At 72.5% G+C, this 26,431-nt stretch carries 24 protein-coding genes and 2 pseudogenes; 14 read left to right on the top strand and 12 right to left on the bottom strand.

Going from position 1 to position 26,431, the window contains the following annotated elements; genetic code table 11:
* Positions 1-10: 10 nt before the first annotated feature.
* From RV983_RS30225 to RV983_RS30200, 6 genes are read left to right on the top strand one after another with little or no spacing between them, the layout of a single operon-like run.
* Positions 11-1,351: an enolase C-terminal domain-like protein gene (locus tag RV983_RS30225; protein WP_475988869.1), complete on the top strand. Its 1,341-nt coding sequence runs from the start codon at positions 11-13 to the stop codon at positions 1,349-1,351.
* The gene (locus tag RV983_RS30220; RefSeq protein WP_475988868.1) at positions 1,348-2,112 is read left to right on the top strand and encodes an SDR family NAD(P)-dependent oxidoreductase; all 765 of its coding nucleotides are present in this window, start codon (positions 1,348-1,350) and stop codon (positions 2,110-2,112) included. Before RV983_RS30225 ends, RV983_RS30220 begins: the two co-directional genes overlap by 4 nt.
* Before the next feature lie 14 nt (positions 2,113-2,126).
* Positions 2,127-3,128: an aldo/keto reductase gene (locus RV983_RS30215; protein WP_475988867.1), complete on the top strand. Its 1,002-nt coding sequence runs from the start codon at positions 2,127-2,129 to the stop codon at positions 3,126-3,128.
* The gene (locus RV983_RS30210; RefSeq protein ID WP_475988866.1) at positions 3,125-3,436 is read left to right on the top strand and encodes an L-rhamnose mutarotase; all 312 of its coding nucleotides are present in this window, start codon (positions 3,125-3,127) and stop codon (positions 3,434-3,436) included. Before RV983_RS30215 ends, RV983_RS30210 begins: the two co-directional genes overlap by 4 nt.
* Positions 3,433-4,350 (top strand): amidohydrolase family protein, encoded by a 918-nt coding sequence (locus tag RV983_RS30205; protein WP_475988865.1) that lies wholly within the window; start codon positions 3,433-3,435, stop codon positions 4,348-4,350. Before RV983_RS30210 ends, RV983_RS30205 begins: the two co-directional genes overlap by 4 nt.
* Before the next feature lie 43 nt (positions 4,351-4,393).
* Positions 4,394-6,037, top strand: a complete 1,644-nt coding sequence (locus RV983_RS30200; RefSeq protein ID WP_475988864.1) for a PucR family transcriptional regulator — start codon at positions 4,394-4,396, stop codon at positions 6,035-6,037.
* Positions 6,038-6,076: 39 nt separating this feature from the next.
* Here RV983_RS30200 and RV983_RS30195 read toward each other — a convergent pair whose 3' ends face one another.
* The 4 genes from RV983_RS30195 to RV983_RS30180 form a co-directional block, all read right to left on the bottom strand.
* Positions 6,077-7,609, bottom strand: a complete 1,533-nt coding sequence (locus tag RV983_RS30195; RefSeq protein ID WP_475988863.1) for an NCS1 family nucleobase:cation symporter-1 — start codon at positions 7,607-7,609, stop codon at positions 6,077-6,079.
* Between the two features lie 99 nt (positions 7,610-7,708).
* The gene (locus RV983_RS30190) at positions 7,709-8,728 is read right to left on the bottom strand and encodes a TIGR03842 family LLM class F420-dependent oxidoreductase (RefSeq protein WP_475988862.1); all 1,020 of its coding nucleotides are present in this window, start codon (positions 8,726-8,728) and stop codon (positions 7,709-7,711) included.
* A 29-nt stretch (positions 8,729-8,757) separates the two neighbouring features.
* Positions 8,758-10,158 carry a dihydropyrimidinase gene (gene hydA, locus RV983_RS30185; protein WP_475988861.1) on the bottom strand — a complete coding sequence of 467 codons (1,401 nt, stop codon included), beginning with the start codon at positions 10,156-10,158 and terminating at the stop codon, positions 8,758-8,760.
* A gap of 17 nt (positions 10,159-10,175) precedes the next feature.
* Positions 10,176-11,018: a nitrilase-related carbon-nitrogen hydrolase gene (locus RV983_RS30180; protein ID WP_475988860.1), complete on the bottom strand. Its 843-nt coding sequence runs from the start codon at positions 11,016-11,018 to the stop codon at positions 10,176-10,178.
* A gap of 300 nt (positions 11,019-11,318) precedes the next feature.
* On the opposite strand from RV983_RS30180, the gene RV983_RS30175 reads away from it, so the two are divergent.
* Both RV983_RS30175 and RV983_RS30170 read left to right on the top strand, forming a co-directional pair.
* On the top strand, positions 11,319-11,972 hold the full coding sequence (locus RV983_RS30175; RefSeq protein ID WP_475988859.1) for an ArsR/SmtB family transcription factor: 654 nt from the start codon (positions 11,319-11,321) through the stop codon (positions 11,970-11,972).
* A 118-nt stretch (positions 11,973-12,090) separates the two neighbouring features.
* Complete coding sequence (locus RV983_RS30170; RefSeq protein ID WP_475988858.1) at positions 12,091-12,822, top strand: SRPBCC family protein; 732 nt, start codon at positions 12,091-12,093, stop codon at positions 12,820-12,822.
* Positions 12,823-12,912: 90 nt separating this feature from the next.
* On the opposite strand, the gene RV983_RS30165 is transcribed toward RV983_RS30170, so the two are convergent.
* A complete protein-coding gene (locus RV983_RS30165) occupies positions 12,913-15,132 on the bottom strand; it encodes an NADP-dependent isocitrate dehydrogenase (protein ID WP_475988857.1) in 2,220 nt (739 codons plus the stop codon).
* 324 nt (positions 15,133-15,456) lie between these two features.
* On the opposite strand from RV983_RS30165, the gene RV983_RS30160 reads away from it, so the two are divergent.
* Both RV983_RS30160 and RV983_RS30155 read left to right on the top strand, forming a co-directional pair.
* A complete protein-coding gene (locus RV983_RS30160) occupies positions 15,457-16,833 on the top strand; it encodes an MFS transporter (protein WP_475988856.1) in 1,377 nt (458 codons plus the stop codon).
* 113 nt (positions 16,834-16,946) lie between these two features.
* Positions 16,947-17,339, top strand: coding sequence for a VOC family protein (locus RV983_RS30155; protein ID WP_475988855.1), 393 nt, complete (start codon positions 16,947-16,949; stop codon positions 17,337-17,339).
* On the opposite strand, the gene RV983_RS30150 is transcribed toward RV983_RS30155, so the two are convergent.
* From RV983_RS30150 to RV983_RS30140, 3 genes are all read right to left on the bottom strand, one after another.
* Positions 17,330-19,228, bottom strand: a complete 1,899-nt coding sequence (locus tag RV983_RS30150) for a helix-turn-helix domain-containing protein (protein WP_475990506.1) — start codon at positions 19,226-19,228, stop codon at positions 17,330-17,332. The genes RV983_RS30155 and RV983_RS30150 overlap by 10 nt on opposite strands.
* A gap of 78 nt (positions 19,229-19,306) precedes the next feature.
* A complete protein-coding gene (locus tag RV983_RS30145) occupies positions 19,307-20,101 on the bottom strand; it encodes a 3-hydroxybutyrate dehydrogenase (protein WP_475988854.1) in 795 nt (264 codons plus the stop codon).
* An 85-nt stretch (positions 20,102-20,186) separates the two neighbouring features.
* Positions 20,187-20,672: an NUDIX hydrolase gene (locus tag RV983_RS30140; protein ID WP_475988853.1), complete on the bottom strand. Its 486-nt coding sequence runs from the start codon at positions 20,670-20,672 to the stop codon at positions 20,187-20,189.
* Between the two features lie 162 nt (positions 20,673-20,834).
* Here RV983_RS30140 and RV983_RS30135 point away from each other — a divergent pair, with 162 nt between their 5' ends.
* Positions 20,835-21,902, top strand: coding sequence for an O-antigen ligase family protein (locus tag RV983_RS30135; RefSeq protein ID WP_475988852.1), 1,068 nt, complete (start codon positions 20,835-20,837; stop codon positions 21,900-21,902).
* A 26-nt stretch (positions 21,903-21,928) separates the two neighbouring features.
* Here the strand turns inward: RV983_RS30135 and RV983_RS30130 are convergent, their stop codons facing one another.
* Positions 21,929-22,444: a hypothetical protein gene (locus tag RV983_RS30130; protein ID WP_475988851.1), complete on the bottom strand. Its 516-nt coding sequence runs from the start codon at positions 22,442-22,444 to the stop codon at positions 21,929-21,931.
* Between the two features lie 160 nt (positions 22,445-22,604).
* Between RV983_RS30130 and RV983_RS30125 the strand changes: the two genes are divergently transcribed.
* Positions 22,605-23,645: a LacI family DNA-binding transcriptional regulator gene (locus tag RV983_RS30125; RefSeq protein ID WP_475988850.1), complete on the top strand. Its 1,041-nt coding sequence runs from the start codon at positions 22,605-22,607 to the stop codon at positions 23,643-23,645.
* A 74-nt stretch (positions 23,646-23,719) separates the two neighbouring features.
* Here the strand turns inward: RV983_RS30125 and RV983_RS30120 are convergent.
* A pseudogene (locus RV983_RS30120) lies at positions 23,720-24,484 on the bottom strand (RNA-guided endonuclease InsQ/TnpB family protein); the annotation flags it as partial.
* On the opposite strand from RV983_RS30120, the pseudogene RV983_RS30115 reads away from it, so the two are divergent.
* Together RV983_RS30115 and RV983_RS30110 are read left to right on the top strand one after the other, a co-directional pair.
* Positions 24,426-24,676, top strand: a pseudogene (locus RV983_RS30115) (family 1 glycosylhydrolase); the annotation flags it as partial. The pseudogenes RV983_RS30120 and RV983_RS30115 sit on opposite strands and share 59 nt — an antisense overlap.
* A gap of 43 nt (positions 24,677-24,719) precedes the next feature.
* Positions 24,720-24,908, top strand: a complete 189-nt coding sequence (locus RV983_RS30110; protein WP_475988849.1) for a family 1 glycosylhydrolase — start codon at positions 24,720-24,722, stop codon at positions 24,906-24,908.
* Positions 24,909-24,965: 57 nt separating this feature from the next.
* On the opposite strand, the gene RV983_RS30105 is transcribed toward RV983_RS30110, so the two are convergent.
* Both RV983_RS30105 and RV983_RS30100 read right to left on the bottom strand, forming a co-directional pair.
* Complete coding sequence (locus tag RV983_RS30105) at positions 24,966-25,493, bottom strand: hypothetical protein (protein WP_475988848.1); 528 nt, start codon at positions 25,491-25,493, stop codon at positions 24,966-24,968.
* Positions 25,494-25,559: 66 nt separating this feature from the next.
* Complete coding sequence (locus RV983_RS30100; RefSeq protein WP_475988847.1) at positions 25,560-26,354, bottom strand: glutamate racemase; 795 nt, start codon at positions 26,352-26,354, stop codon at positions 25,560-25,562.
* Positions 26,355-26,431 lie beyond the last annotated feature (77 nt).

Raw genomic sequence — 26,431 nt, 5'->3', positions numbered from 1 at the left:
AGGCAGCCAGTTGTCCGCGACCTCCGCCTGTATCACCGCGATCGACACCCACGACATCCGCTTCCCCACCTCACGGGAACTGGACGGGTCGGACGCGATGAACCCGGATCCCGACTATTCCGCCGCGTACGTGGTGCTGCGCACCGACGCCGGCGACGGCCTGGAGGGGCACGGCTTCGTTTTCACCATCGGGCGCGGCAACGACGTCCAGGTGGCGGCGATCGAGGCGCTTCGCCCGCATCTGATCGGCCGCCCGGTGGACGAGGTGTGCGCCGACCCCGGCTCGGTCGCCCGCGACCTGACCGGCGACAGCCAGCTGCGCTGGCTGGGCCCCGAGAAGGGCGTGATGCACATGGCGATCGGCGCCGTCGTCAACGCCGTGTGGGACCTGGCCGCCAAGCGCGCCGACAAGCCGCTGTGGCGCCTGCTGGCCGACGCGGAGCCCGAATGGCTGGTCTCCCAGGTCGACTTCCGCTACATCGCCGACGCCCTCACCCCCGAACGCGCCCTGGAACTGCTGCGGCGCGGCAAGGAGGGCGCGGCCGGCCGCGCCGCCACGCTGGGGGAACGGGGCTACCCCGGCTACACCACCTCGCCCGGCTGGCTCGGCTACTCCGACGAGAAGCTGACCCGGCTCGCCAAGCAGGCGGTCGCCGACGGCTTCGCCCAGATCAAGCTGAAGGTCGGCGCCGACCTGGACGACGATGTCCGCCGGCTGCGCGCCGCCCGCGCCGCCGTCGGCCCCGACGTGCGCATCGCGATCGACGCCAACCAGCGCTGGAACGTCGGCGAGGCCGTGGCCTGGGTGCACGCGCTCGGCGAGTTCGATCCGTACTGGATCGAGGAGCCGACCTCGCCGGACGACGTCCTCGGCCACGCCGCCATCCGCCAGGCCGTGGCCCCGGTGCGGGTCGCCACCGGCGAGCACGTGCAGAACCGCATCGTCTTCAAGCAGTTGCTCCAGGCCGGGGCGATCGACGTGCTGCAGATCGACGCGGCCCGCGTCGGCGGCGTCAACGAGAATCTGGCCATCCTGCTGCTCGCCGCCGCCTTCGGGGTGCCGGTCTGCCCGCACGCGGGCGGCGTGGGGCTGTGCGAGCTGGTGCAGCACCTGTCGATGTTCGACTACGTGGCGCTGTCCGGCACCACCGAGGACCGCGCCATCGAGTACGTGGACCATCTCCACGAGCACTTCGTGACCCCGGTCGTCATCCGGCACGGCCACTACACCGCACCGGTGGAACCCGGCTTCTCGGCGCAGATGAGACCGGAATCGATCGACGAATTCCGCTACCCGGACGGTACGTTCTGGGTGGCCGACCGGGCACCGCAGGAGGGACAGAAGGCATGAGCGAACTGGACGGGCTGAGCGGACTGGCGGCCCTGGTGACCGGCGGCGCCTCCGGGATCGGACTGGCCACCGCGCGGCTGCTCGCGGAGCGCGGCGCCCGGGTCGCCGTGCTCGATCTCGCGCCCGGCGCGCTGCCGGAACCGCTGCTGGCCTTCAAGGCGGACGTCTCGGACGACGCCTCCACACGGGCCGCGGTCGACGCGGCGGCGCAGGAGCTGGGCGGTCTCGACATCGTCGTCAACAACGCCGGGATCGGCGCCGAGGGCACCGTCGAGGACAACCCGGACGAGCAGTGGCACCGCGTCCTCGACGTCAACGTCCTCGGCATGGTCCGCACCACCCGCGCGGCCCTCCCCCACCTGCGGCACTCCGCCCACGCGGCGGTCGTCAACACCTGCTCGATCGCCGCGACAGCGGGTCTGCCCCAGCGCGCCCTGTACAGCGCGAGCAAGGGCGCGGTGCTGTCGCTGACGCTGGCGATGGCGGCCGACCACGTCCGCGAGGGCATCCGCGTCAACTGCGTCAACCCCGGTACCGCCGACACCCCTTGGGTGGCCCGGCTGCTGGACGCCGCCGACGACCCCGAGGCCGAGCGCGCGGCGCTGCGGGCCCGGCAGCCCATGGGCCGCCTGGTGACCGCCGACGAGGTGGCCGCGGCCATCGTGTACCTGGCGAGCCCCGCCGCCGCCTCGGTCACCGGCACCGCGCTCGCGGTCGACGGCGGCATGGCCGGGCTGCGCGTGCGCCCGGCCGGGCAGTGATGGGAGCGGCCGGGATGCGACGCAACACCCTGGGCCGCAGCGGCGTCCCGGTGACGGCGGTGGGCTTCGGCGCCGCCGCCCTCGGCAACCTCTTCACGCCCGTCACCGACGAGTCGGCGGCGCAGGCCGTGGACGCCGCTTGGGATGCGGGCATCCGCTACTTCGACACCGCCCCGCATTACGGGCTGGGGCTGTCCGAGCGCCGGCTCGGCGCGGCGCTGCGCGACCGTCCGCGTGTGCAGTACACCGTCTCGACCAAGGTGGGGCGCCTCCTGGAGCCCGTCGGGGACGGGGGCGCGGCAGGCGACGACCTGGCGAACGGCTTCGCCGTCCCCGCCGGCCACCGCCGGGTCTGGGACTTCAGCGCCGACGGTGTGCGCCGCAGCGTCGAGGACAGCCTGGAACGCCTCGGCCTCGACCGCGTCGACGTCGTCTTTCTGCACGATCCCGACGAGCACGCGGACGAGGCCTTCGGACAGGGCTACCCCGCCCTGGAGAAGCTGCGGTCCGAGGGCGTCGTGGACGCCATCGGCGCCGGAATGAACCAGACGGCCATGCTCGCGCGCTTCCTGCGCGACACCGACGTGGACGTGGTGCTGATGGCCGGCCGCTACACGCTGCTGGAGCAGGAGGGCCTCGCCGAGGTGCTGCCGGAGGCGGCCGCACGGGGGAAGAGCGTGGTCGTCGGCGGCGTCTTCAACTCCGGCCTGCTGATCGACCCGCGCCCGGACGCCCGGTACGAGTACGGGCCGGTGCCCGCCCCCGTCCTGGCGCGTGCCCGCCGTCTCCAGACCGTCACCGGACGCCACGGCGTCCCGCTGCGCGCGGCGGCCCAGCGCTTCCCGGCCGCGCATCCGGCCGTGTCGAGCGTGCTGCTGGGACTCCGCTCGCCCGCGGAGGTGCGGGACGCCGAGGAGATGTACCGGCACCCGCTCCCGGCGGCGCTCTGGGACGACCTGCGCGCCGAGGGACTGCTCGGCGCCGATGTGCCCGTCCCCGCCGGGGAGGCGCCGTGAGGGTCGCACTGCACACCAGGGTCCGCACGGACCGGATCGAGGAGTACGAGACGGCGCACCGCGAAGTGCCAGGGGAGCTCACCGCCGCGACCCGCGCCGCCGGCGTGCGCGAGTGGACGATCCGGCGCAGCGGCACCGGCCTGTTCCCTCCCCTGGACGTGGACGACTACCCGGCGATGATCGCCGCACTGGAGCGGTTGCCCGTCAACATCGCCTGGCAGGCGCGGACGGCCGAGCCTCTGGAGGTCGCACACGACTACTCGGCGGACGGTGCCGGGGCGGGCCTGCCCGTGGAGTGGCGACTGTGACCGTGCCGCACGGCGTCGTGGACGCCCACCACCACATCTGGGACCTGGCCGTCCGCGACCAGGACTGGATCACCGGCGAGCGGCTGGCCCCGCTGCGCCGCTCGTTCTCCGTCGCCGACCTCGAACCGGAGGCGCGGGCGGCCGGCGTCACCGCCACCGTCCTCGTCCAGACGGTCACCGTCGCCGAGGAGACGCCGGAGTTCCTGGCCCTCGCCGCGCGGGGCGGTCTCGTCGCGGGGGTCGTCGGCTGGACCGACCTCACGGACCCGGCTGTCGCCGACCGGCTGGCTTCCCTGCGCGAACTGCCCGGCGGGGAGCGCCTGGTGGGCATCCGTCACCAGGTGCAGGGCGAGGCCGACCCGGAGTGGCTGCTCCGCCCGGACGTGCAGCGCGGGCTGCGCGCCGTGGCCGAAGCCGGCCTGGTGTACGACCTGGTGGTGCTCGCCGAGCAGTTGCCGGCGGCCGCCAAGGCCGCGGCGCTCCTGCCGGACCTGGTGTTCGTCCTGGACCACTTGGGCAAACCCCCCATCGCCGCGGGCACGTTGCGGCCGTGGGCGGACGACGTGCGGGCGCTTGCGACGCTGCCCAATGCCGTCTGCAAGCTGTCCGGCATGGTCACCGAGGCCGACTGGGACTCCTGGACGACCGCCGCCCTCGCGCCCTACGCCGCGACCGTGCTGGAGGCCTTCGGCCCGGACCGCCTGATGTTCGGCTCCGACTGGCCGGTCTCGCGGCTCGCCGCCTCGTACGCCGAGGTCGTCGACGCCGCCCGCACCCTGACCGACGGCCTCGCACCGGCCGAACGGGACGCGGTGTTCTCCGCAACCGCGCGCCGCGTCTACGGACTCCGGCCGAGCGGGTCCGGCAGCCCGGGGTCCGCGGCCGCCGCACCCGCTCGGCCGCCGCAACGGTGACTAGACTCCCACCCCTGGCAGGACGAGGGACGGGCGTGATCGCGTGGGCGACGACAGACCGGACGCACCCCCGCCGCACACGGCGGGTCGGCTGACCGTGCGCGACGTCCTGGACCTGGACCTCGTCACACCCTGGGGGCCCGAGGTCGTCGCGGGCTCCGCGCATCTCCATCGCGCCGTGCGCTGGCTGCACGTGGCCGAGGCGCTGGACGTCGGGGTCATGCTCAGCGGCGGCGAGATGGTGCTCACCACCGGCCTGCTGCTGGCGGGCGACGAACGGGCGCAGCGCGAGTACATCGAGTCGATGCAGCGCGCCGACGTCGCCGCCGTGGTCCTGGGCCTCGGCCGCGCCTTCCGCACCACGCCGGAGCCCATGCGCCGGGCCGCGGAGCGCTGCGGGGTGCCGCTGATCGTGCTGCACCGGCCGGCGCCGTTCGCCCGGCTGACCGAGGAGGTGCACGCGCGCCTGGTGCACGGCCGCTTCGCGGCCCTCGACCTGTCGGAGCGGATACGGTCCTCGCTGACCGTGCTCAATCTCTCCGGGGTGACACTGCAACGGGTGCTGGACGAGATCGCCGCGCTCAGCGGCTGCCCGGCCCTCGTGGTGAACCTCGCGCAGCGCGTGCTGGCCTCGGCCGGCGACCAGGGGTCGCTCAACGGCCTCCTGCGCGACTGGGAGCGGGTCTCCCGGCAGGTGGCCGAACTCGCGGGGAGCGGGGCGGTGACGGTCGGCCCGGACGGCTGGATCGTGGCACCGCTGGAGGCCAGGGGGCAGCAGTGGGGCCGGCTGGTGCTCGTCGGCCACCAGGGCACGGAGGAGTCGGGTCATGTGCTCGGGGCCCGCGCCGCCGAGGCGCTGGCCGTGCACCGCCTGCTGGGCGACCGCGACCGGGGCTGGGAGGACCAGGCCGCCGAGTCGCTGCTGCTCGACCTGGCCTCGGGCACCGCCCGCCCGGAGCAGTTGCTGACCCGGGTGCGCGCGGCCGGGCTGCCGGTCAACCGGCGCGTCCTCGTGCCCGTGGTCGTACGTCCCCTCGGCCCGGCACCGGACGGCCGGGACGACCTGCCCGAGCTGATCGAACACGCGTTGGTGGAGCATCCCGACGTCGCGGGCCTGGTGGCCCGGATCGGCCCGGCCGGGACGGCGGTCCTGCTCAGCGTCCCCTACGGGCAGGACACCGACGCCGCCGTGCGGCGGGTCGCCGTCCGGGTGCACGAGGAACTGGCGGTCCGGGGCCGGACGGCGGTCGCGGGGGCGGGCTTCGGCTGCCGGGAACTGGACGAGGTCCGGCGCTCCTTCGTCGAGGCGGTGCACGTCGCGGACGCGGCGGTGGCCGGGCCCCCGGCGGCGCCGGTGGCAAGGCTGCGGGACGTACGGCTGCGCGGCCTGGTCCGCCTGATGCGGGACGAACCGGAGCTCCAGGCCTTCATCGGCCGGGAGTTGGGGCCGTTGCTGCGGAACCCGGCACTGCTGGACGTGCTGCGCACCTACCTGGACACCGGCCGCAACAAGTCGGCGGCGGCGCAGATGCAGCACGTCAGCCGCCCGGCGTTCTACCGGCGGCTGCAGAGCATCGAGACACTGCTCGGCATCGACCTGGACGACTGGGAGCAGCTGACCTCCCTGTACGTCGCGCTCCTCGCGCACGAGGCGCAGCGCGCCGCGGGGCCCGGGGCCGACCGCTGAGGCGGCCGGGCCAGGACCCCGCGTGCGGGGCGGCCGGGGTCAGGTCCTGCGGTCCGGGGCGAGCCGGGTCAGCAGGAGGTAGACGACCAGGGACGCGGCGAGGCCGACGGCCCAGCCGTAGTCGGCGAGCGGCTTGAGGAAGGGGATCATCCCGTCGACCGGGAACGGCCCCTGCTTGACGCCCTTGGCGTCGAGCCCGGAGTGCGAGCCGCCGATGGCGAGGAGGCCGCCGGCCACGAACGCCACCACCGCTCGCCAGTTCCAGCCGCCGTCGTACCAGTAGCGGCCCTCCGCCCGGTAGAGGTCGGCGAGTTCGAGCCGGGTGCGACGGACGATCCAGTAGTCGGCGATGAGGATGCCGGCCACGGTGCCGAGCAGACCGCCGACCGTGCCGAGCCAGGTGAAGATGTACGCCTGCGGGCTCGCCAGCAGCTTCCAGGGGAAGATGACGACGCCCACGACGGCGGTGATCAGCGCGCCGGCGCGGAAGCTGATCCGGCGCGGCGCGATGTTGGACAGGTCGAAGGCGGGCGAGACCACGTTGGCCGCGATGTTCACCGACAAGGTGGCCACCAGGACGGTGATCAGCGCGAAGAGCACCCCGGCCCAGTTGTCCAGCTTGGCGGCCAGCGCCACCGGGTCCCAGATGGGCTCCCCGTAGACGGCCTGCGAGCCCGAGGTGACCAGCACCGAGAGCAGCGCGAACAGCGTCATCGTGGTCGGCAGCCCCAGCGACTGGCCCCACAGCTGGGCGCGCTGGCCTGCGGCGTAGCGGGTGAAGTCGGGGATGTTGAGGGAGAGCGTCGACCAGAAGCCGATCATGCCCATGAGCGCGGGGAAGAAGACCTTCCAGAAGCCGGATCCCCAGCCGAGCGAGGAGGGCTGGTCGAGCAGCGGGCCCAAGCCCCCGGCCTTGACGCTCATCCAGACCAGCAGGGCGATGGCGCCCACGATCACGAAGGGCGCCGCCCAGTTCTCGAACCGCCGGACCGTCTCCATGCCGCGCACGATGATCGCGACCTGCAGGATCCAGAAGATCACGAACGACAGCCACTGCGTCCACGGGTAGCCGCCGATCTGGCCGGCGCTCGCCCAGTCGTCGCCGAACAGCTTCCCGGCGAGCAGGAAGATGCCGGAGCCGCCGATCCACGTCTGGATGCCGAACCAGACGCAGGCCACCGCCGCGCGCACCAGGGCCGGCAGGTTCGCGCCGCGCACACCGAACGAGGCACGCGCGAAGACGGGGAACGGGATGCCGTACTTGGGCCCGGCGTGGCCGGTGAGCAGCATCGGCACCAGGACGACGAGGTTGGCCAGGGCGATGGTGAACACCGCCTGTTTCCAGTCCATGCCGAGCGCGACCAGGCCGGAAGCGAGCGTCCAGGAAGCGACGTTGTGGGCCATGCCGACCCACAGCGCGGCGAAGTTGTACGTGGTCCACTTGCGTTGGGCCAGGGGGACCGGGAGCAGGTCCTCGTTGGCGTAGCGGCCGGTAGGGATCGCGTCGGGCGCGAGCTCGACGCGGCCTTCGGCCCCGGTTCTTCCTGCGGGTGGTGGAGCGGTGGCTGTCATGGCAGCAGCCCCTTTGTTCGAGACGCGGACGGGGATCGAACGCTTGCCGTACGGGTAGCGGGGGGATGCGGGTGGCCGGGGTCGGCCGGGGCGGCAGAATCAGCCGCTGACGGCGGGGATCACGGTCGTGCCGTAGACGTCTATGACCGATTCCTTGGTGTCCTGCATGTTGTAGAGCGCGAACTGGTCGACGCCCAGGGCCTTGAGGGCGGTGAGCTTCTCGATGTGCTGTTCCGCGGTGCCGATCAGGCAGAAGCGGTCGACGATCTCGTCCGGGACGAAAGCCGTGTCGGGATTGCCGGTGCGGCCGTGGTGGGCATAGTCGTACCCCTGACGGGCCGCGATGTAATCCGTCAGCTCCTGCGGAATCGCGCCGGACTGGTGGCCGTACTTGGTGACGAGGTCGGCGACATGGTTGCCGACCATGCCGCCGAACCAGCGGCACTGCTCGCGGGCGTGGGCCAGCGCCTGCGGTGAGTCGTCCTCGGTGACGTACGCCGGGGCGGCGACGCAGATCCTCACCTCGTCCGGATTGCGACCGGCCCGCTCCGCGGCATCCTTGACCGCCTTGACCATCCACTCGGTCAGGTAGACGTCGGCGAGCTGGAGGATGAAGCCGTCGGCCTTCTCGCCGGTCAGCGCCAGCGCCTTCGGCCCGTACGCCGCCATCCACACGGGCAGGCTCGCACCCTCCTTCACCCACGGGATGCGCACGCAGGCCCCGCCGAGGTCCGCCTCGCGGCCCTCGGCGAGCTCGCGGATGACGTGCATGGCCTCCTCGATGCGGGCGAGGGTGTTGGGCTTGCGCCCGGCCACCCGCATCGCCGAGTCACCGCGGCCGATGCCGCAGATCACCCGGTTGCCGAACATGTCCGCGAGCGTCGCGAAGATGGACGCGGTCACCTCCCACGTCCGCGTACCCGGATTGGTGACCATCGGCCCCACGATCAGCCGCTCCGTCTGCGCCAGGATCTGGCTGTAGATGACGAACGGCTCCTGCCACAACACCGCCGAGTCGAAGGTCCAGCCGTGACTGAACCCGTTGCGCTCCGCACGCCTCATCAGCTCCACGACGCCCGAGGCGGGCGGGTCCGTCTGCAGGACGAGACCGAATTCCATTGCTCTGCTCCCCTGGTGGCTGGGCGTGGCTAGACGAGGTACTGGCAGGTCGCACGGGTCTGGTAGCGGCCGTGACCGGCCCGGCCCAGATAGCGGTCCTGGTCGACGACCACGGTGCCGCGGGACAGGACGGTGCGGGCCTTTCCGCGCACACGCTTGCCCTCGTAGGCCGAGTAGTCGACGTTCATGTGATGGGTCGCGGCGGACATGACCTGCTCGGCGGCCGGATCGTAGATCACGATGTCCGCGTCCGCCCCCGGCGCGATCGTCCCCTTGCGCGGATACAGACCGAACATCCGCGCCGGAGCGGCACACGCGATCTCGATCCACCGCCGCCGCGAGATATGACCGTCCACCACCGCCTGATGCAGCAGATCCATACGGTTCTCCACCCCCGGCAGACCATTGGGAATCTTCGAGAAATCCCCCCGGCCCAGATCTTTCTGCCCCACGAAACAGAACGGGCAGTGGTCCGTGGACACCACCTGGAGATCATTGGTCCGCAGAGCGCGCCACAACGAAGCCTGGTGCTCCCTCGGCCGCAACGGCGTGGAGCACACGTACTTCGCCCCCTCGAAGTCCGGCTCCGCGAGTTGGTCCGTCGACAGGAACAGATACTGCGGACAGGTCTCACCGAAGACATTCAGGCCGCGGTCGCGTGCCTCCGCCAGTTCGGCGACCGCCGACTCGGCCGACACGTGCACCACGTACAGCGGCGAACCCGCCACCTCCGCCAGCTTGATGGCACGGTGGGTGGCCTCGGCTTCCAGCAACTCCCTGCGCACCTCGCCGTGGTAGCGGGGGTCGGTCCTCCCGGCGGCCAGCGCCTGCTCGACCAGGACGTCGATGGCGATGCCGTTCTCCGCGTGCATCATGATCAGGCCGCCATTGTCGGCGCCGCGCTGCATGGCCCGCAGGATGCGGCCGTCGTCGCTGTAGAACACGCCCGGATAGGCCATGAACAGCTTGAAGGACGTGACGCCCTCGTCCACGAGGAGGTCCATCTCCTTGAGGCTGTCCTCGGTGACGTCGGACATGATCATGTGGAACGCGTAGTCGACGGCGCAGTTGCCCTCGGCCTTGGCGTGCCAGGTGTCGAGCCCGGCCCGCAGCGACTCGCCGACGGACTGCACGGCGAAGTCCACGATCGTCGTGGTGCCGCCCCAGGCGGCGGCCCGCGTGCCGGTCTCGAAGGTGTCCGAGGCATGGGTGCCGCCGAAGGGCAGCTCCATGTGCGTGTGCGCGTCGACACCGCCGGGGATGACGTACGTCCCGGTCGCGTCGATCACGGTGTCCGCCGTCCAGCCCTCGGCCACGGTGCTGCCGGTGGCGGCCAGGGCGACGATCCGCTCGTCCTCGACGAGCACGTCGGCGTGGGTCTCCTCGGCGGCGGTGACGACCAGTCCGCCGCGGATCAGAATCCTGCTCACGTGTTCCGTCCCTCCCCTCAGGCCTCGGTCAGCGGGCCGTAGGCGTCGGGACGGCGGTCCCGGTAGAAGGCCCACTGCTGACGGACCTCCTCGATCCGCCCGAAGTCCAGGTCGCGCACGACCAGTTCCTCCTCCTTGTCCGAGGCCACGTCGCCAACGAACTGGCCGCGCGGGTCGACGAAGTACGAGGTGCCGTAGAAGTCGTTGTCGCCGTACTCCTCCTGGCCCACGCGGTTGATGGCCGCGATGAAGTACTCGTTGGCGACGGCGGCCGCCGGCTGCTCCAGCTGCCAGAGGTAGGCCGACAGGCCGCGGGAGGTCGCGGAGGGGTTGTAGACCAGTTCCGCCCCGGCGAGGCCGAGGGCGCGCCAGCCCTCGGGGAAGTGCCGGTCGTAGCAGATGTAGACGCCGACCTTGCCGACCGCGGTGTCGAAGACGGGCCAGCCCAGGTTGCCCGGCTTGAAGTAGAACTTCTCCCAGAAGCCCTTGACCTGCGGGATGTGGTGCTTGCGGTACTTGCCGAGGTACGAACCGTCGGCGTCGATCACGGCCGCGGTGTTGTAGTAGAACCCCGCCTGCTCGACCTCGTACACCGGCACGACCATGACCAGGTTGAGTTCCTTCGCCAGCGCCTGCATACGGCGCACGGTCGGGCCGTCCGGCACGGGCTCGGCCCAGCGGTAGTGCTCCGGCTCCTGGACCTGGCAGAAGTACGGGGCGTTGAACACCTCCTGGAAACCGATCACCTGCGCCCCCTGGGCGGCGGCCTCGCGGGCATACCGCTCGTGCAGGTCGATCATCGATTCCTTGTCGCCGGTCCACCTGGTCTGCACGAGCGCTGCGCGCACAACTCGACTCATCGGTCTTCCCTCCGAAATCGCGGCGGTGAGCGGGCCCCGGAGACCGGCTCCGGGCCGCTTGTCGGCTGACACTAGGAGCCGGGGAGCGCGGGGTGGAGTACCACGCTGTAACGCGATGCGGGCCCCGGCGTTCCGTCGCGTCACCTGCGCGGATGGCGATCAGGGCAATGTCAGGGCTGATCGCCCGCCCGGTGAAATCGGCGTTTCGTCCCGGCCTCGGGGATGACGGTGCGATGCCGTGGCGCCACCGACAAGACCATGAGTCTGGACAAAAATATTCGTCGGTGAGACGCTGGGGCCATGTTGGACGTGACCGTGATCGAGGACTCCGCGGCGGCCGCCGCCTCCCTGGACCCCGTACGGGCCCGGCTCCTGTCCGAGCTGGCCGGGGGCCCCGCGTCGGCGACGATGCTCGCCGCCCGGGTCGGGCTGCCCCGGCAGAAGGTGAACTACCACCTCAGGGCCCTGGAATCGCACGGCCTGGTCGAGCTGGCCGGGGAGCGCCGCAAGGGCAACGTCACCGAGCGGCTGATGCAGGCGACCGCCGCCTCGTACGTCATCTCGCCGCTCGCGCTGGCCGCCGTGCAGCCCGACCCCGGCCGCTTCCGGGACCAGTTGTCCGCCCGCTGGCTGCTGGCCGTGGCCGCCCGCCTGGTGCGCGACGTCGGCACGTTGATCACCGGCGCGGCCAAGGCCCGCAAGCGGCTGGCGACCTACGCCCTGGACGGCGAGGTGCGCTTCGCCTCCGCCGCCGACCGGGCCGCCTTCGTGGAGGAACTGACCCGCGGCGTCGGCGCGCTGATCGCCCGGTACCACGACGCGAACGCCGAAGGCGGACGCGAGCACCGCATCGTCGTCGCGCTCCATCCCACCGTCAAGGACCCGGTGCCCGAGCAGGAGTCCACGCCCGAGTCCACGCGGCAGGCCACGCCGGCCATCGGGGAGTCGCCGTAAAGCGCCGTGCCCACACCGCATCGCACCGCACCGCACCGCACCGGCGTCCGGACCGGACGTCCGCCCCGCACACCACATCCGCCCCGCGCGGCAACGGGCACGAGGAGAGAGCACCACCATGGGCAAGGAATTCGAGATCGTCCGCGAGTTCGAGGTCGAGGCGGCACCGGAGGAGGTCTGGGAGGCCGTCACCACCGGTTCGGCGGGCTGGCTGTGGCCCCAGGAGTTCGAGCCCCGTCAAGGTGGCGCCGCGCCCTTCGGCGGTGTCCTCACCGTCTGGGACCCGCCGCACCACCTGACCGCCCGCGCGGAGTTCACCGACGCCGTCGACAACCAGGCCTTCAACCAGCTCGAGCATGTCATCGAGGCGCGCGAGGGCGGCGGTTCCCGTGTGCGCTACGTACACAGCGGCATCTTCGTGGACGACTGGGACAACCAGTACGACGGCGCGAGCAAGCACACCGACTTCTACCTGCACACCCTTGGCCAGTACCTGGCGCACTTCGCGGGCCGCCCCGCCGCCTTCGCCACCGTGAACGGCCCCGCCGCCTCCACCGCCCCGGACGCACTGGAAGCCGTCAGCCGCGCGCTCGGCGTGCCCGACGACGCCGCCGAGGGCACCGTGCTCCGTCTGCGACTGCCCGGCGCGGCGGCCCCCGTGGACGCCGTCGTGGACTTCCGCAACCCGTACTTCGTCGGTGTGCGCACCGCCGACGCCATGTACCGGGTCTTCGGCCGCAACCACTTCGGCGCGCCGGTGGGCATCAGCGTGCACGACTTCTCCGCGGGCGCCGACGGCAAGGACGCCGGGGAGCGCTGGCAGCGCTGGCTCGACGGCGTCTTCGCCTGACACGCCTTGGAGCCGTCGCGCAGAGACGACGCGAACCGCCCCGGCTGGACTTCAGCCGGGGCGGTTCGCGTCGTACGGGCCTCGGGCCGGTCAGCCGAGGATCGCCAGAGCCTCGTTGAGGGTGGCCGACGGACGCATGACGGCCGCGGCCTTCACGGCGTCGGGCCGGTAGTAGCCGCCGATGTCGACCGGGGAGCCCTGGACGGCGATGAGCTCGCCGACGATGGTCTCCTCCTGCTCGGCCAGCGTCTGGGCGAGCGGGGCGAAGGCCTTGGCCAGCTCCGGGTCGTCCGTCTGCCCCGCCAGCTCCTGGGCCCAGTACAGGGCCAGGTAGAAGTGGCTGCCGCGGTTGTCGATGCCGCCGAGCTTGCGGCTGGGCGACTTGTCCTCGTTGAGGAAGGTGCCCGTGGCGCGGTCCAGGGTGTCGGCCAGGACCTGGGCGCGGGCGTTGCCCGTGGTGGTCGCCAGGTGCTCGAAGCTGACGGCGAGGGCCAGGAACTCGCCCAGGCTGTCCCAGCGCAGGTAGTTCTCCTTGACCAGCTGCTGCACGTGCTTGGGCGCGGAGCCGCCGGCGCCGGTCTCGAACAGGCCGCCGCCGTTCATCAGCGGGACGACCGACAGCATCTTGGCGCTGGTGCCCAGCTCCAGGATCGGGAAGAGGTCGGTCAGGTAGTCGCGCAGCACATTGCCGGTGACGGAGATCGTGTTCTCGCCGCGGCGGATGCGCTCGAGCGAGAACGTGATCGCCTCGACCGGGGACTTGATCTCGATCTGCAGGCCCTCGGTGTCGTGCTCCGTGAGGTACTGCTTCACCTTGGCGATGAGGTTCGCGTCGTGGGCGCGCTCCTCGTCCAGCCAGAACACCGCCGGGTCGCCGGTCGCGCGGGCGCGGGTGACCGCGAGCTTGACCCAGTCCTTGATCGGCGCGTCCTTGGTCTGGCAGGCGCGGAAGATGTCGCCCGCCGAGACGGCTTGTTCCAGCACGACGTTGCCGGCCTGGTCGACCAGGCGGACGGTGCCGGTGTGCTGGATCTCGAAGGTCTTGTCGTGGCTGCCGTACTCCTCGGCCTTCTGCGCCATCAGGCCGACGTTGGGCACCGAGCCCATGGTGGCCGGGTCGAAGGCGCCGTGCGCGCGGCAGTCGTCGATGACGGCCTGGTAGATGCCGGCGTAGCTGCTGTCCGGGAGCACCGCAAGGGTGTCGGCCTCCTGGCCGTCCGGGCCCCACATGTGGCCGGAGGTGCGGATCATGGCCGGCATGGAGGCGTCGACGATGACGTCGCTCGGGACGTGCAGGTTGGTGATGCCGCGGTCGGAGTCGACCATCGCCAGGGCCGGGCCCTCGGCGAGCTCGGCGTCGAAGGACGCCTTGATCGCCGCGCCCTCGGGCAGCGCCTCGACACCCTTGAGGATGCCGCCGAGACCGTCGTTCGGGGTCAGGCCGGCGGCGGCGAAGGCCTCGCCGTACTGCGCGAAGGTCTTGGGGAAGAACGCACGCACCACGTGGCCGAAGACGATCGGGTCGGAGACCTTCATCATCGTGGCCTTCAGGTGCACGGAGAACAGCACGTCCTCGGCCTTGGCGCGGGCGAGCTGCTCGCCCAGGAACTCGCGGAGCACCGCGACGCGCAGGACGGACGCGTCCACGACCTCGCCGGCGAGCACCGGCACCGACTCGCGCAGCACCGTCGTGGTGCCGTCGTCGCCGAGCAGCTCGATGCGCAGGGAGCCGTCCTCGGCGATGACCGCGGACTTCTCGGTGGACCGGAAGTCGTCACCGGTCATGTGCGCGACATTGGTCTTGGAGTCGGCCGACCAGGCGCCCATGCGGTGCGGGTGCGCCTTGGCGTAGTTCTTGACCGACGCGGGGGCACGGCGGTCGGAGTTGCCCTCGCGCAGGACCGGGTTGACCGCGCTGCCCTTGATCTTGTCGTAACGGGCGCGGACGTCCTTGTCCTCGTCGGACTTCGCGTCGTCCGGGTAGCCCGGCAGCGCGTAGCCCTGCTCCTGCAGCTCCGCGATCGCGGCCTTCAGCTGCGGGATCGAGGCCGAGACGTTCGGCAGCTTGATGATGTTGGCCGCGGGGGTCTTGGCCAGCTCACCGAGCTCTGCGAGGGCGTCGGGGATGCGCTGGCCCTCCTCCAGGTACTCGGGGAAGCTGGCGATGATCCGGCCGGCCAGGGAGATGTCGCGGGTCTCCACGGCGACTCCGGCCGTGGAGGCGTACGCCTGGATCACGGGCAGGAACGAGTACGTCGCCAGGGCCGGCGCCTCGTCGGTGTGCGTATAGATGATGGTCGAGTCAGTCACCGGGTGCTCCGCTCCACGTCTGCCACATTGCCACATTGCTCGACATCAAGATATCTCGTGACCGCACCCCTCTCGACGGGACCCTGCCCGCAGCGGTGACGCCCGCCGCCCATATGCCGCTCATATGTCGCCCACGACCTCGGGCGACCCCTTGCCGACCCCCAGCCGACGCCCTTCCGGCTTCCGGCCGCCGCCCTGCCGTGGTGGCCGCGCGCATATCAGGCACGTTAACTATGGTGTCCCACCACATGGGCCGGTGACCTGCGTCTTTCTACGTTGTGCCGACACGGAAACGTCCCCGACAACCGCCTGGAAGTGGTGCACATGGCTTCCCCCGCAACCGCTCCCCCACCGCCGGCCGGCCTCCGGCGGATCGTCGCCGCGAGCCTGATCGGCACGACCATCGAGTGGTACGACTTCTTCCTCTACGGGTCCGCCGCCGCCCTCGTCTTCAACAAGCTGTTCTTCCCCGGCTCGGATCCGCTGGTCGGCACCCTCCTGTCGTTCCTCACCTATGCGGTGGGCTTCGCCGCGCGGCCCATCGGCGCGCTGGTCTTCGGGCACTACGGGGACCGCCTCGGGCGCAAACGCCTCCTGGTGCTCAGCCTGCTGCTCATGGGCGGCGCCACCTTCTGCATCGGCCTGCTGCCGACCCACGCCACCCTGGGCGCGGCCGCTCCCGTGCTGCTCACCGCGCTGCGCCTGGTGCAGGGATTCGCGCTCGGCGGCGAGTGGGGCGGCGCGGTGCTGCTGGTGTCGGAGCACGGGGACGCCCGGCAGCGCGGCTTCTGGGCATCCTGGCCGCAGACCGGGGCGCCCGCGGGACAGCTCCTGGCCACCGGTGTGCTGTCCGCACTGACCGCCCTGCTGTCGGATGCCGCCTTCACCTCCTGGGGCTGGCGCGTGCCCTTCCTGCTGTCCGGCGTCCTGGTCGTGGTCGGACTGTGGATCCGCCTCTCCGTGGACGAGTCGCCGGTCTTCAAGGAGGCCCTCGCGCGGGCCGAGGCCCGGAAGACCGAGACCGCCACGGTGGAGCGGATGCCGCTGGTCGCCGTGCTGCGCGACCACTGGCGCGACGTGCTGGTGGCGATGGGCGCGCGCATGGCCGAGAACATCAGCTACTACGTGATCACGGCCTTCGTCCTGGTGTACGCGACCACCCAGGCGGGCCTGGGCAAGCAGACCGCGCTCAACGCCGTGCTCATCGCCTCCGCCGTGCACTTCGCGGTGATCCCGGCCTGGGGCGCGCTCTCGGACCGGATCGGCCGCAAGCCGGTCTACCTGCTGGGCGCGGCCGGGGTCGGCCTGTGGGCGTTCCCCTTCTTCGCTCTCATCGACACCAAGAGCTTCCCGGCGCTGCTGCTGGCCGTCACCGTCGGTCTGGTCCTGCACGGCGCCATGTACGCGCCCCAGGCCGCCTTCTTCTCGGAGATGTTCGCGACCCGGATGCGCTACTCGGGCGCCTCGATCGGCGCGCAGTTCGCCTCCGTCGCGGCCGGGGCCCCGGCACCGCTCATCGCGACGGCGCTGCTCGCCGACTACGACAGCGCCACACCGATCGCCCTGTACGTCATCCTCGCCGCCGTCATCACCCTGGTCGCGGTCTCCGTGGCCAAGGAGACCCGCGGCCGCGACCTGGCGGCCGTCGAACCGGAGGCCGCGGACGAGGCGCCCCTGGCCCGGTCGGCCCCGGCGAACTGAGGCCGCCCGACCCGGACGTACACGGTCCGGCACGGACCCCGCCACCTTTGTCGGTGGCGGGGTCTACTGTCATGACCGTGAGTAACGGCGTGTGACACGGAGGACGGACCGGGGTGCTGCACCATGTGGAGTTGTGGGTGCCCGACATCGGGCGGGCGAGCGCCGAATGGGGCTGGCTGCTGGGAGAGATGGGTTACCGGCCCTACCAGGAGTGGCCGGCGGGCCGCAGTTGGCGGCTCGGACCCACCTATGTCGTCGTCGAGCAGTCGCCTGATCTCGTCCCCGGCCCGTACGAACGGCGCCGGACGGGGCTCAACCACCTGGCGTTCCACGTCGCGGACCGGGTCGCGCTGGACGCACTGGTGGAGGGCGCCGCGGGCCACGGCTGGCGGCTGCTGTTCCCCGATCGCCACCCGTACGCGGGCGGGGAGGGACACTGCGCCGCGTATCTGGAGAACGACGACGGCTTTGAGGTGGAACTGGTCGTGGCCGCGGATCAGTCCTGAACCGCGGAGAGGCGGTGCAGGCGCAACGCGAGCTGGATCTCCAAAGCGCGGTCCGGCGACTGCCAGTCGGGCCCGAGGAGATGGGATATCCGCTCCAAGCGCTGGGCGACGGTGTTGACGTGCACGTGGAGGGCGTCCTTGGTGCGCACCGGGCTCATGCTGCTGGAGAAGTACGCGTCAAGGGTGCGCACGAGCTCGGTGCCGCGGCGGACGTCGTAGTCGGCGACGGTCCCGATGGTCCGGCGGACGAAGCCGTCGACGTCCCGGGCGTCGGTGAGCAGCAGGCCGAGGAATCCGAAGTCGGCCCCCGCGGCGCCGTCTCCGGCGCGGCCGAGTGCCCGCAGGGCGTCGCCGCATCGCTGGGCCTCCGCATAGGCCAGTGCCACGGATCCGGGGCGGCCGACCGGCGCGGCGACCGGGTGGGACGCTCCCACGGTGACGGCGGCCTGGACCGCGCCGCCGAGCTGGCGGGCGATGCGGCGCGCCGTGGACGAGGCGTCGGCGTCCCGTTCGAGAGGGAGCAGCAGCACCGTACCGCCGTCCCTCGCCGCCGCGAGGCCCCGGTGCGTGGCCGCGATGTGGGAGGCGGCGGACCACAGGCGGAGCCGGTCGGAGCCGCCGTCGGTCTCGTCGTCGATGCGGGCGGCCAGCACAATGTGCGGGGCGTCCAGGTCGGCGTGGAGCCGTCCGGCGCGTTCCCGCAGCAGCCGGGGGTCGCGGTGCGGGGCGTCCAGCAGGTCGTCCAGCAGTTCGCCGCGGAAGCGCTGTTCGGCCTCGGCGGCGTTGCGGCGGGCGAGCAGCAGCAGGGAGGTGACCATCGCGGCCCGCTCCAGGGTGCGTTGGTCGACGGGACCGAGTTCCGGATGGCCCCGCAGGAGCAGCGCACCGAGGAGTTCGCCGCCCGCGGTGACGGCGGCGGCCCAGGTGCCGCCCTGGCGGACGGCGCGGCCGTCCTTGCGGGAGCGGGCGATGGCGTCGACCAGTTCGCCGGGGATGGCCTCGTGGTCGTGGCCCACCACGCGGACGGTTCCGGCGAGCACCTGGGCGACCGCGTGGGCGACGTCGTCGACGTCACCGCCGCGCAGTACGAGTTCGGTCAGACGGTCGTGCACCTCGGAGGCCCGCTCCAGCGCCGCACTGTGGGTGCGGATGGTCTCGTTCGCCGCGCCAAGGTCGGCGAGGGCCGAGCGGGTCTCCTCCAGGAGGTTGGCCGTGTCGATGGCGACCGCGGCGAGCGACGCGAGCGAGGCCAGCAGGGCGATCTGCTCCCGTTCGAAGACCCGGGCCCGCCGGTCCGCCGCGTACAGCACGCCGATGACCCCGGTCCCGAGCACAAGGGGCACGCCGAGGATCGCGACCAGGCCCTCGTCGCGCACCGCCGAGTCGATCGGGGAGGTGTGGCGGAAGCGCTCGTCGTCGAAGTAGGACTCGGTCACGTAGGGCATGGCGGTCTGGGCGACCAGTCCGCCGAGCCCTTCCCCCATGCCGAGCCGCACACGCTGGAAGCGTGCGGAGACCGAGCCCTCGGTGACGCGCATGTAGGTGTCGCCGGCCTTGCGGTCGATCAGGCTCAGGTAGGCCACCTCTGTGCCGAGCAGGGAGCGGGCCCTGTGCACGATGGCCTGCAGTACGGAGTCCAGGTCGCGCAGCCCTGCGAGGTCGCCGGCCGTCTCGAAGAGCGCCGAGAGCTCGGCCTCGCGCCGCCGTCGGCCCTCCAGTTCGGCCCGCACCCGCAGCGCCAGCATCTTGGCCTGCTCCAGCTCGGCGAGCACGGTGGGCGCGGCGCCCTCGGCCCGGGCGGCCAGTACCGGGCGCTCGTACTCCTCCGCGGGCGCACCCCGGGCCAGCAGCCGCAGGTAGGGCGCGTCGGCGGGTCCGTACGGAGGCATGGGTCCGCTGGTGTCCTCGTGGTCGTCGCGCTCGGATGGGTCGTCGTGGTCGGGCACGCTGTCAGGCATACCGGTTGATCAATGTGCCGTCCATCCGCCGTCCATGGTCAGGGACGCGCCGGTGACGAAGGACGCCTGCGGGGAGCAGAGATAGGCGGCCATCTCGGCGACCTCCTCGGGCTCCACCAGCCGCTTCACGGCCGAGTCCGCGAGCAGGATCTCGCCGACCACCCGCTCGGGGGCGATGCCGTGCGCGGCCGCCTGGTCGGCGATCTGCCGCTCGACCAGTGGGGTGCGCACATAGCCGGGGCACACACAGTTGGAGGTGACGCCGTGCGCGGCGCCTTCGAGCGCGGCAGTCTTCGAGAGTCCTTCGAGGCCGTGCTTGGCGGCGACATAGGCGCTCTTGTACGGCGAGGCGCGCAACCCGTGCACCGAGGAGATGTTCACGACGCGGCCCCAGCCCTGGCCGTACATGTGCGGCAGCGCGCCGCGCAGGAGTCGGAACGGGGCCTCCAGCATCACCCGCAGCACCGTGGAGAAGACCTCCGGCGGGAAGTCCTCGATGGGCCGCACCAGTTGGAGCCCGGCGTTGTTGACCAGGATGTCGGTGCCGGCCGCTGCGTGCTCGGCGGCGTCGAGGTCGGTGAGGTCCAGCGTGAGCGCCTCGACCGTGCCGGGGCGGCCGTCGGCCGTGGCCCGTTCCACGAGGGCGGCCAGGCCCTCGGCGTCGCGGTCCACGGCGCGCACCTTGGCGCCCGCCGCGGCCAGGCGCAGCACGCACGCCCGGCCGATGCCGCCCGCGGCGCCGGTGACAAGAGCGGTGCGGCCGCCCAGGTCGGGGACGCCGGGCTGGGGGGTGGAGTCCGTCATGGCCACGAGGCTAGGCAACGACGGCGCCCGCACCGATGTGGGCAATGCCCACAGTCGCGTACGAGCTGGTGGGCGCCGCCCACACTCACTCTTCCGGCGGCCCCGCCGGCTCGAACCAGGTGGGCCCGTCGGCGCGCGCGTGCTTGAGCCGCAGCCGGCCGTGCCCGCCGAGCTCGGGCAGACCGTCCACGTCGAACCAGGCGACTTCCAGCGACTCGTCGTCCGCCACATGGGCCTCGCCGCCCACGGCACGGCAGCGCAGGGTGATGTCCACGTACTGGCAGCGGTCGCCGTTGGGGTAGCGCACCGGCTTGATCGTCTGCACCAGGACGACGCGTTCGGCCACCACCCGGACCCCGGTCTCCTCCAGCACCTCCCGGACGGCGGTCTCCGCGGGCTGCTCACCTGGTTCGCCGATACCGCCGATCAGGGACCAGAGTCCGTTGTCGGCACGGCGGTTGAGCAGGACGCGGTTGTCGTCGTCGAAGACGACGGCGGTGACACCTGGCAGCAGCAGCTCCCGGTGGCCGACGAGGGCGCGAAGCTCACGGAGGAATTCGGGAATCGGCACTCCCTGAGCCTACGGGGTCACTTGGATCATGTCCGCCGTACCGGACGGACGCCGCGAGTGCCACGGTGTTACCGCACGACATATCCACACCACCACGCCACAGCGGTTACCGTGAGCCCGGGGGATCCCCGCCCGCGCGGGGTGGCGTCAGGGGGTTCGGGGATGAACACGACAACGGGCGACGCGGCCGGCATCGCCGGCGACGAGGCCCCGCCCGACAACCCGCGATCGGGCCGGACCGACGCCGTCGGGGCGGCGCTCCTGGTCACGAGCGCGGTGTGGGCGCTGGTCTCGGCGGTCGGCCGTCCCGCGCGGCCCGAGGGCTTCCTGCTCGCGGTGCTCGCGGTTGCCGCCGGATTCGCCGCCGGGAGGATCGGCGGGGCCTTGCGGCCCGTCGCGGTGCCCGCGACCGCAGCCCTGGGCGCGATCGCGCTCACACTGCTCCTGCCCGGACGTCTGTCGGGCGGACCGCAGACCCCGCCGCTGGGGTACGCCAACGCCGACGCCGCCCTCATGGTGCTCGCCACCGGCGCCGCGTGCTGCGCCGCATGGGCCTGCCGCCTGGGCCCCGTGCGGCTCGGACTGCGACTGCTCGGCGCCCTGACGGCGCTGCTCGCTCTCGGCCTCGGCTCGGCGGCGGGCTTCGCCGCGTCGCTCGGCGTGCTCCTGTGCTCCCTCGCCGCCGACCGCACGCCACGGGTGATCGGGCTCGCCGGACTGGCACTGGCGACCGCCGTGGCGGTCGGCGGCACGTACGCGGTCGCCGTGGACGCCCTGCCGCCAGGACTGTCCGCGTCCCTGTCCGGCCAGCTCACGCCCGCGCGTGTCAGGCTCTGGCACGAGGCCCTGCACACCGCGGGAGCCGGCCCGCTGCGCGGTATCGGACCCGGACGGTTCGCGGAGGTGGAGGACGCCGGGCAGGCGCCGGAGGCCGACACCCCTTCCGGCGACGGGAGGCCCCAGTCCGCCCCGCTCCAGCTCGCCGCCGAGCAGGGTGTCCCCGGCGTCGCCCTCCTCGCCGCCTCCTACGCCTGGCTCCTGTGCGCCCTGCGCCGCTCGCCCCGCACCACACCGGTCGTCCTCACGGCCGCGGCCGCGCTGACCGGCCTCGCCATGCAGTCGGCCGTCGATCACGTCCTCAGCTATGCCGCCGTCACCGCCGGTGCGGGCCTCCTCGCGGGCCTCACCACCTCGCGCCCCACCCGCGACGGCCCCCCGCCGGTCCGCTGAACGTCGCCTGCCGCGCGAAGGCCTGTTCAGGCCGCCGACGGGCCCGGCGGCGCGCCGAAGAGGATGACGCGGATCTCCTGCGCCTCCAGATTGCCGCTGAGCCGCAGCTCCGCGCGCAGTGCCGCGACGAGTTCGGACAGGCGGCGCTGGGCCACGGGATCGGAGCCGACGAACCCGCCGTCCCGCTCGATCGCGGCGAGTATCCGGCCGGCCTCGGCGTTGCCGTAGGTCGCCAGGCGGGCCTTCGCCGAGGAGACGAGCACGAGGGACTCGGTGATCCGGTCCTCCAGTGCGGCCGCTCGTTCCGCCGTCACGGCCTGTCCGGCGCCATAGAGGCGTCCGCGGTACTGGGCGTTCTCCGCGATGCCGCGCATGAAGTCGACCAGGGCGTCGCCCGCGCGTTCGGCACGCTGGCGGCGGCTCTCATTGCGGCGGGCATGGAGCGCGTTGACGGAGGCGAGCACCACACCCGCGGCGAAGCCGATCACCGCGATGACCGATTCCCCCGCGAGGGACGTGTCCCCGGCCGCCGACCACATCATGATCCCACCCCCGTGACCCGAGACATTCCACACTAGGCGGACGGCGGCCCCGTGGGGAGGCACTTGCCGCAGGTCAGGAGGGCGGCTTACCATCATGGGGTTGTCGAATCGATTCGACAACCGCTGCGCCGCCGCATACCCCCGCCCCGAGAGGAGCCGCATGGCCACGATCAAGGATGTCGCGGAGCGCGCGGGGGTCGCACCGAGCACCGTGTCGTACGTCCTGAGCGGGTCCCGCAAGATCTCCGAGGACACGCGCCGCGCCGTGCGCCAGGCGATCGACGAACTGGGGTACCACCCGCGGGCGAGCGCGCGGACGCTGCGCAGCACGCGGACACAGGTGCTGGCCCTCGCGCTGCCGCGGGTCGCCGGGGGCTACCGGGCCGTCGACGGTCGTTTCGCCATCGGCATCAGCGACGCGGCCCGCGCACACGGCTACGACGTCCTGCTGACGACCGCGCGGGAGGGCGTCCCTGGGCTGCGCCGGATCGCGGGCGGCCGGCAGGCCGATGCCGCGATCCTCATGGCGGTCGAGATGGAGGACCCCCGCATCGAGGCGCTGCGCGAACTCTCGTTCCCCACCGCCCTGCTGGGACGGCCGGCCGACGACTCGCAGCCGTGGACCGATCTGGACTGGGAGGCCGCGACCGCCCTGGCGGTGCGTACCGTCGTGGCGGCCGGGCACCGCGACGTGGCGTTCCTCGCCACTACCGACCACGAACTCCGGTCCCGGCGCGGCTACGCGGTGCGCGGGGTCGCCGGTGCCCGCCGGGCAGCGGCGGAGACCGGCGCGGACGTCGCGGTCCGCGAGTCGACCGGCGACATGCCGCGACTGCCGCACCTGCTCCGCGCCCTGCTCTGCGGCGAACGGCCGCCGACCGCGTTGGTCGTGCAGCACGTCGCCGCGCTGCCGCACATCCTGGCCGCCCTCACCGCCGAGGGGCTGCGCGTCCCGGAGGACCTGTCGGTCGTGGCGGTCGGCAACCTCCCGGACGACGTCGTCGGCAGTGAACTGCCGCGCGTCGAACTGCCCGTGGAGGAGATGTCCGCCGAGGTCGTGCGCCTGGCCGTGGAGGCGATCGGCTCCCGTGCGCAGGGCTTCCCGCCCGGGGCCGCGACGTCCCGGCTGATCGCCCCCGTCCTGCTGGCGCGGGACTGCGTCGCGCCGCCCCGTCCGCGCCCCGGCCGGCGGTCAACTTGACCCGGCCCTGAAGGACCGGGCTTGGAGGTAGTGCCCAGCTGGCTGCTGGGGTGGACTCCTCCGTCCAGACACCCCTATGGGGTGGCAGGGACGCGTGACTCACCCCCCGCATTCCACGCGCTCTCGCCACGGATGGCGATGTCGTGGGAAGCATTCCGGTCGGCGTGGGCAACGCCCCCGCACCCCCGGCAGATGAAAAGCCCCTGGTCGACACGGTTTCGCTTGTCGACGTGGCCGCACTCGGCGCACGTCTGCGACGTGTACGCGGGATCAACGAAGACCAGGGGCACCCCGGCCCGCTTGGTCTTGTAGACGATGAAGTCTGCGAGCTGGGCGAAGGCCCAGGAGTGGAGTGCGACCCGTTGGGGCTTGCGGAGCCGTACCCGGTTGCGGATGCCCTTGAGTTCTTCGAGGGACAGGCCGCGTCCGGTGCGTTCAGCCTCGGTCACGATCGTCTTGGAGATGATGTGATTGATGTTCGCGGCGTACCGCGCTTCCTTGCGGGCACGGGACTTCAGCCGCCGCTTGGCGCTCTTGGTGCGCTTCTTCTGGAGCTTGGCCCGCAGGGCAAGCTGTCGCTTGCGGTACCGGTTGAGCCCCCGCCCGGCGGCGAGGTAGCCGGTGGAGGCGGTGGCGATGTTCTCGATCCCGAGGTCCACGCCGATGAAGCCGTCCGGCTCGTACTGCGCGGCCTCGGGCACGTCACAGGTGGCGACGAGGTAGAACACGCCGTCGCGCTCGATCAGGTCGGACTCGCCCTGCCGGTGCGCCTGGAGCATCTTGAACGCGTCCGGGGAGCACAAGCCTGAACCGCCTGCCCGTACCCCACCGAACTCCCCGTCCTTCCCGGCCGGATTCTCCTTCGGCGCCGCGACCGGGGCCCACCAGATCGAGGGCGCCCACGACGAGGACGGCGGCGGGCCGTCCGTCCAAGACACCTTCGGCCACACCCCAGGCACACGGTGGACGGCGCCACCGGCGACATCGCGTGCGACCACTACCACCGCCGCACCGAGGACGTCGCGCTCCTCGAAGGGCCACCTCCACGCGCCGGCCGCCGCTATCGACGCGGGCGTGGACGTACGCGGTTACTCCGTCTGGTCGCTGCTGGACGACTTCGCGTGGGCCCGCGGGTACGGGCATCGCTTCGGCATCGTCCACGTCGACCACGACCACGGGGCCGAGCGGATCACGAAGACGGGCTACGCCTGGTACCGCGACCTGATCGCCGCCCACCGCGCACGGACCGGAACGCGGTCCTGACGAGCCGCGGGGCGCGCTGGGCCACCTGGGTGAACCCGTGGGCGGGCGGCAGTCCGCCTACGGGCGCAGGCCCAGCCGGGTGCGGATGGCCGTGACGGCGCCCTCGGCGTCGTCCACGGTGACGGTGAAGTGCCGCCCGTTCCCCAGGTCGAGCACGACCCCGGGTCCGCGCCGGACGACCACCGCCGTGCCCTGCTCGGGGCGCCAGCGGTAGCCCCAGCCGCCCCAGTGCCGCGGGCTCACCAGGGGTGCGAGGTGGGCGTCGTTGATCTCGTCCCACGGGATGCTGCGGCGTGGCACGCCGATGTGGCCGCAGCGCACCTGGAGTCCGTCCCGGTCCACCTTCACGCGCACATGCGTGAACGCCACGGTGCCGAACAGCACCAGGAGCCCGGCTGCGATGCAGCCCACCACCGACATGATCAGCGGCGCGACGCCCGAGGTGTAGGCGGAGTCCACGGCGAGTTCGATGCCCAGCGCCATGCAGGCAGCACCCACGCCCGCCAGCAGCCACTGGAATCGGTTGCTGGCGTGGCCCGTCCACACCTGGGGCGTACGCGCGTCGTCACGCTGCGCGTCCGTCATGTGAGCAGGGTACTCATCCGCGGGGCGGATGGCAGCCGTGCGAACGCGACCGGGAGCCGTGGACCGTCAGAGGACGGGCGCCGTACGGGACGCGGCGGAGGCGGACTCCGCGAGATACCGTCCCTCCGCGTAGGCCAGGGCCTGCGGCGTCATCGCGCCCGGCCGGCCGCTGAGGATGACCGCGAGGCCGCCGGTCGGTGCATTCGCCGGGGCGGGCGCGGCCCCGATCCGGCGCAGCGTCTGCGCCGCGACGGCGTCGGCGGAGCCGAGCAGCGGGGCCGTGGTGTCCAGGGCGGCCCGGATGCGGTCGGCGACCAGTTCGTAGTGCGTGCAGCCGAGCACGACGGCCTCGGCGTCGGAGGGGGTGAGCGCCGCCGCGGCGGCGATCGCGGCCGCGGCGGCCGCCTCGTCGGCCCGGTCCACGGCGTCCGCGAGACCAGGGCAGGGCACCTCGGTGACGGACGCCCCGTTGCCGAAGTCCCGGATCAGGTCGCGCTGGTAGCGGCTGCCGGTGGTCGCCGGGGTCGCCCAGATCGCGACGGTGCGGGACCCGGCGGCGGCGGGCTTGATCGCGGGCACGGTGCCGATGACCGGGATCGAGGGCTCCAGCTCGGCGCGGAGCGCGGGCAGCGCGTGGACGGTCGCGGTGTTGCAGGCGACGATCAGGGCGTCGGGGCCGTGCGCCGCGGCCGCGCGTGCGCAGGCCAGCGCGTGCTCGGTGACGTCCTCGGGGGTGCGCGGGCCCCAGGGCATGCCGTCGGGGTCGCTCGACAGCACGAGGTCCGCGTCGGGCCGCATCCGGCGGAGCGCGGCGGCCGCTGCGAGCAGCCCGATTCCGGAGTCCATCAGCGCGATCTTCACGGGGCACCACTTTACGTGATCCGATTGTCGGCCCGGCGGCCCGGCGGCCCGGCGGCTTCCGGCGTGCGCCGGGGAAA

It is taken from the genome of Streptomyces sp. RLA123, assembly GCF_056270165.1.
The sequence above is the reverse complement of the archived record's forward strand: the minus strand, read 5'-3'. Positions and strand labels throughout refer to the sequence as shown.

Excerpts from the sequence above, each read along its gene's own strand:
- RV983_RS30195 (WP_475988863.1), bottom strand. The coding sequence starts at position 7,609 with ATGACAGCCACCGCTCCACCACCCGCAGGAAGAACCGGGGCCGAAGGC.
- RV983_RS30215 (WP_475988867.1), top strand. The coding sequence starts at position 2,127 with ATGCGACGCAACACCCTGGGCCGCAGCGGCGTCCCGGTGACGGCGGTG.
- RV983_RS30150 (WP_475990506.1), bottom strand. The coding sequence starts at position 19,228 with ATGCCTCCGTACGGACCCGCCGACGCGCCCTACCTGCGGCTGCTGGCC.
- RV983_RS30190 (WP_475988862.1), bottom strand. The coding sequence starts at position 8,728 with ATGGAATTCGGTCTCGTCCTGCAGACGGACCCGCCCGCCTCGGGCGTC.
- RV983_RS30220 (WP_475988868.1), top strand. The coding sequence starts at position 1,348 with ATGAGCGAACTGGACGGGCTGAGCGGACTGGCGGCCCTGGTGACCGGC.
- RV983_RS30160 (WP_475988856.1), top strand. The coding sequence starts at position 15,457 with ATGGCTTCCCCCGCAACCGCTCCCCCACCGCCGGCCGGCCTCCGGCGG.
- RV983_RS30125 (WP_475988850.1), top strand. The coding sequence starts at position 22,605 with ATGGCCACGATCAAGGATGTCGCGGAGCGCGCGGGGGTCGCACCGAGC.
- RV983_RS30180 (WP_475988860.1), bottom strand. The coding sequence starts at position 11,018 with ATGAGTCGAGTTGTGCGCGCAGCGCTCGTGCAGACCAGGTGGACCGGC.
- RV983_RS30175 (WP_475988859.1), top strand. The coding sequence starts at position 11,319 with ATGTTGGACGTGACCGTGATCGAGGACTCCGCGGCGGCCGCCGCCTCC.
- RV983_RS30105 (WP_475988848.1), bottom strand. The coding sequence starts at position 25,493 with ATGACGGACGCGCAGCGTGACGACGCGCGTACGCCCCAGGTGTGGACG.
- RV983_RS30170 (WP_475988858.1), top strand. The coding sequence starts at position 12,091 with ATGGGCAAGGAATTCGAGATCGTCCGCGAGTTCGAGGTCGAGGCGGCA.
- RV983_RS30135 (WP_475988852.1), top strand. The coding sequence starts at position 20,835 with ATGAACACGACAACGGGCGACGCGGCCGGCATCGCCGGCGACGAGGCC.
- RV983_RS30130 (WP_475988851.1), bottom strand. The coding sequence starts at position 22,444 with ATGATGTGGTCGGCGGCCGGGGACACGTCCCTCGCGGGGGAATCGGTC.
- RV983_RS30145 (WP_475988854.1), bottom strand. The coding sequence starts at position 20,101 with ATGACGGACTCCACCCCCCAGCCCGGCGTCCCCGACCTGGGCGGCCGC.